6 protein-coding genes are annotated in these 4,326 nt (G+C 60.2%); all 6 read left to right on the forward strand.

Translation table 11 applies throughout. The features are described 5' to 3' along the window. A partial coding sequence (locus AC1XOS_RS20195; RefSeq protein ID WP_481964015.1) for an FHA domain-containing protein occupies window positions 1-291 on the forward strand: 291 nt, incomplete at its 5' end. Window positions 292-336: 45 nt separating this feature from the next. Beyond that, on the forward strand, window positions 337-1,659 hold the full coding sequence (locus AC1XOS_RS20200) for an FHA domain-containing protein (RefSeq protein WP_481964016.1): 1,323 nt from the start codon (window positions 337-339) through the stop codon (window positions 1,657-1,659). A 201-nt stretch (window positions 1,660-1,860) separates the two neighbouring features. Beyond that, window positions 1,861-2,142, forward strand: a complete 282-nt coding sequence (locus tag AC1XOS_RS20205) for a type II toxin-antitoxin system HicB family antitoxin (RefSeq protein WP_481964017.1) — start codon at window positions 1,861-1,863, stop codon at window positions 2,140-2,142. Next, window positions 2,139-2,558 carry a type II toxin-antitoxin system VapC family toxin gene (locus tag AC1XOS_RS20210; protein ID WP_481964018.1) on the forward strand — a complete coding sequence of 140 codons (420 nt, stop codon included), beginning with the start codon at window positions 2,139-2,141 and terminating at the stop codon, window positions 2,556-2,558. The genes AC1XOS_RS20205 and AC1XOS_RS20210 overlap by 4 nt, the downstream gene beginning before the upstream one ends. Then, the gene (locus AC1XOS_RS20215) at window positions 2,559-3,923 is read left to right on the forward strand and encodes a vWA domain-containing protein (protein ID WP_481964019.1); all 1,365 of its coding nucleotides are present in this window, start codon (window positions 2,559-2,561) and stop codon (window positions 3,921-3,923) included. After that, window positions 3,920-4,326, forward strand: a 407-nt coding sequence (locus AC1XOS_RS20220) for a DnaJ domain-containing protein (protein ID WP_481964020.1), incomplete at its 3' end; no start/stop codon positions are given. The genes AC1XOS_RS20215 and AC1XOS_RS20220, both read left to right, overlap by 4 nt.

A 4,326-nucleotide genomic window follows, 5' to 3' on the forward strand; every position in this document is an offset into this window, starting at 1 on the left:
GGCCAGCCCAAGCTCGTCGGCTACCACGGCCCCGCCGCAGGGAAAGTGATCCCTCTGATGGACGCCCTCACTGTGGGCCGTGAGCCCGACAATACGCTCTCACTCCCCACCGACAGCACCGTCAGCCGCAAGCACGCGGTCTTTCTGCCCACCGGTACCGGCTGGGAGCTCTCCGACAGTGGCTCGGCCAACGGAACCTTTATCAACGGCCAGCGCCTTGCCAACCCCCAGGTGCTCTCTCACGGTGATGAGATCAAGATCGGCTCGTCGAGGTTGCGCTATGAAGCGTGAGTGGTTTTCCCCCCCGCTGAGCGGGGGCTGGGGGGGGAACCGTAAATGAACTTCCCCTCACGCATTCTTCTCTTTCTGCTGGCGGGAGCCGCCGCTGGGCTCCTGGTGGTCTTCCTCACCGATCTCACCGGAGTCCTGCGCATCACCGACCAGTGGCCACCGACCAAGACCGACCTGAACAACACCACCTGTGCTGCGGTGTGCTTTGGCGGTTTTCTGGGGGCGCTTTTTGGCGTCGCCTCCAACCTAGCGTCGGGGACGCGGGACTGGGTGCGCGCGATTGGCTTTGGGCTAGGAATCGGGATTGCAGCGGGGTTTGTGGGGATTACGTTTGGCATGGCGGTCTTTGGGCCGCTCTATGTGGAGAAGGCCCGCAACCCGCTGGCGTTTCTAGGCAACGTGATCGCCCGTGGCCTCGGCTGGTGCTTTATCGGGGCGCTCGCAGGAACCGCCGAGGGCTGGCGCAAGCAGAGCGTTCGCGTGGGGCGCAATGGCCTGATCGGTGGCGCGATTGGGGGCCTGCTCGGTGGCGCAGTCTTTGAGATCGCGCCGTATCTGATGCCGGGAGTCCGCGCCGGAGCCGTCTCACGCACCCTGGGCTTTGTGATCACCGGTGCGATGATCGGGCTGTTTATCGCGCTGGTTCAAGAGTGGCTTAAAGAAGCTTGGGTGAAGATCCAAGTGGGCCGCAATGAGTTCAGCAAAGAGATTCTTTTAGAGAAAGCCGAGAGCAAGATCGGCCGCAACGAGCTGTGCGACATCCCGCTCTTTGGCAATGCGCAGATCGGGCGGAGCCACGCGCTACTGGTCGCGCTTCCCAGCGGCGGCTACGCCGTCCGCGATACCGGTGAGTCCCCGATTGGCGTCTTGGTCAATGGCGCAAAGATCACAGGTGAGCAGAAGCTACGCTCGGGCGACCAGATTCAGATCGTGGATCGGGTACTGGTGTTCTTTGAAAAACAAGTCCGTCAGCGCACTGTGCTCGAAAACCGCGATGTGAAGCAAGCCCCCGCCGTGCCCGTCGCCCAGCCCGGCGTGTCGCCATACACAATCCCACAAGCTCCCCCGCTGGGCGGGGGGCGGGGGGGAAGTAAGTTGGTTGTTGTTACGGGGCCACACTCGGGGCAGAGCTTTGCCTTGCAAGCGGGGCTGGTCTTTGGACGCGATCCCGGCAACAGCGCCGCGCTTCCCGCCGACACCAAGGCATCGCGGCGACATGCCCAGCTTGTGTCCGACGGCGGCGGGGTGGCGCTGGAGGATCTGGGGAGCACGAACGGCACGTTTGTCAACGGCCAGCGCATTACGAAAGTCACGCTTGCACCGGGCGATCAGATCGTGATTGGCACCAGTACACTGAGGGTGGAGTAAAAGCAATGCCTTTGTGGATACTCTATAGCGTCTTTGGGTTTTGTAACGTAGTCGTAATGTGGGCTGTAACTCAGGTTTTTCGGCTAGGAGCGCAGAATGCTGTCATAAGGTTTTGTGGGGGGATGACATGGGCCTTTATCTTGCTCTTTATTGGCTCTGCGCACCAGCGCTACGACCTACGGTTATCTAGGGATTAATTTTATGCAAGTTTTATTAGAGCCAACCACACAAGGGGTGCGGGCTACTCTTTTAGGCCGCGATAGTATCTCTGCGGAGGGGCGTGATGATAAAGAAGCACTGGGCCGTCTTCAGGAGGTCTTCGCGGCACAGCTCCCTGCGGGTGCACGGGTGATTGATTGGCCAGGAACGCCACAGTCACATCCCTTGGCACGCTTTGCGGGTATGTTTCGCGACAATCCTGTCTTTGAGGATTGGCAAGAAGTAATCGCTCAGCGCCGTCAGGAGCTTGACGAAAGCAAGTGAGTCTCTATGTTCTCGACACGGACACACTCTCACTTTTTTCGCGAGGTGATGCACTTGTCACTCAAAAGATCTTGTCTACCTCGCCTCTCAGCCTGGCGGTTAGCATTATTACGGTTGAGGAGCAGATCTCAGGTTGGTACGATGTTTTGCGTAAGGCAACCACCGATGAGCGGCTCGCGCTTGGCTACGCGAGCCTGGGGCAGAGCATTGAGCTTCTGCAAAATTTTCGTATCTTGCCGTTTACTCGTGATGCTATCCGACGGTACCGAGAGCTATTGGAGTTAAAGACAAATGTTCGAAAGATGGACTTGCGCATTGCTGCGATAGCCCTAGAGTTTGAAGCGATATTGGTAACACGTAATTTACGTGATTTTAGCCGAGTTCCCGGTTTGCAAATAGAAGATTGGAGCCAATAGATGGATCAGACAATTCGCGTGAATCCGACAATGATGGGGGGCGATCCCAACCGAACCCAGATGGCGCAGCCCACGGTTATGGGCTACCCTGGCTCCCCCAATCTTGGGGGCGGGGGGGGCGGGCCGTCGCTGGTGCTCAATGTTAAAGTGAGCAATCGCTACGCCTTTGCGGGGGATCGGACACGGGCGCACGTACTGACGCAGATCTCAGCGGGTGGCGCGGGGGGCTTTGTGCCGGGAGGCAAGCGCTTGCCGGTGAATGTCTGCCTGGTGATCGACCGCTCGGGCTCGATGGACGGCTCCCCGATCCAGTACGTCAAGAAGGCCTGTGAGCACGTGGTGGACTTGCTCACCCCCGACGATGTGCTCTCCATCGTCACGTTTGAGGAATCCGTTGAGGTGCTCATGCCCGCGCGGCGTGTGACCGACCCCAATCTCATCAAGCAGCACATCCAGCGCATTGTCGCCGGAACCACGACCAATCTCTTTGATGGCCTCTACGCCGGCGGCTCGCAAGTTGCGTCGGTGCCGATGGCGGGCTACGTCACGCGGGTTCTATTGCTGACCGATGGCGAGCCGACCGCGGGACTCAAAGACTTCCAGAGCATTGTCCAGCAGGTCGCCGATCTGAAAAATCGTGGCATCACGGTCACGGCGCTGGGCTTTGGGCCGGAGTACAACGAGGAGCTGATGGCCGGGATCGCCCGACGCTCCGGGGGGAACTACTACTATATCGAGCGCCCCGAGCAGATCCCCGAGGTTTTCCAGAAGGAGATGCTGACGATATTAGGAGTGACCGCCAAGAACATCCGCCTCACTCTCACGCTCCCACGCGGGGTCACGGTGCGCCAGTGCTACGGCTCCCCACCCGAGCTAGGTGCACGCCATGCCGCCATCTCCTTGCCCGATATCGAGCGCGGCGCAACCGTCACCAAGCTCTGGGAGGTGGACTACGATCCACACGCATCCGCGACCTTCCGCACGGCGAAAGTGATCCTCTCCTGGGACGATGGCGCGACCGGCCAGCGCGAGACCCTCACTGCCAATGCGGTTGTTGAGTTCACGGGCGATGCTACGCGAGTCCCTTCAGGCGCTGATCCGCTAGTTGCGCAAGAACTAAACTCTATGCAAGCCGCCCGCGATCTGGAGAAAACCATGATGGGCATGCGCACCCAGCAGCTCAACCTCGCGGATCTAACCGCTGCTCTTAATAAAACGCAGCAGATGTTCACCCAGCAAGGCAACACCGAGGCCGCCAAGACCGTCCAGATGGCCACCCAAGCCGCCCAGCGCGGCGACACCGGCGGCGCGGAGAAAACGCTGATCGGCACCATCTACAGCCTAGACTTAGGAAAACGCTCATGACCGACTACTACGCCATTCTCGGCGTCTCCCAAAGCGCTACGGAGAGCGAGATTCGCACCGCCATGCGCGAGAAAACCCCCGAGGCCCAGCAAGACCCGGACAAGTTCGCGATCCTGATGGATGCCTTCGACACGCTCAAAGATCCCCAAAAACGCGCCGAGTACGATACCAAACGCAGCTCTTCCCCTTCCCTGGAACAGGGAAGGGGCCAGGGGATGGGTTCAGCGGCGGGTGGGGCGCTTGTTGTGGCGGGGGCGTGCCCGGTCTGCAACACCCTCGCGCCCGCCGATGAGGGCTTCTGCTCGGAGTGTGGCTACCTGCTCACCAGCCACATTGGCTCTCCCATTCTTGGGGGCGGGGGGGGCTCGCCCTTGCCCAAGCTCATTGAAGAAAGTGGTCGTGA

The organism is Armatimonas sp. (assembly GCF_964826245.1).

What these genes read in the sequence shown, in the direction of transcription:
- AC1XOS_RS20200 (WP_481964016.1), top strand. Translation starts at nt 337, where the DNA reads ATGAACTTCCCCTCACGCATTCTTCTCTTTCTGCTGGCGGGAGCCGCC.
- AC1XOS_RS20215 (WP_481964019.1), top strand. Translation starts at nt 2,559, where the DNA reads ATGGATCAGACAATTCGCGTGAATCCGACAATGATGGGGGGCGATCCC.
- AC1XOS_RS20205 (WP_481964017.1), top strand. Translation starts at nt 1,861, where the DNA reads ATGCAAGTTTTATTAGAGCCAACCACACAAGGGGTGCGGGCTACTCTT.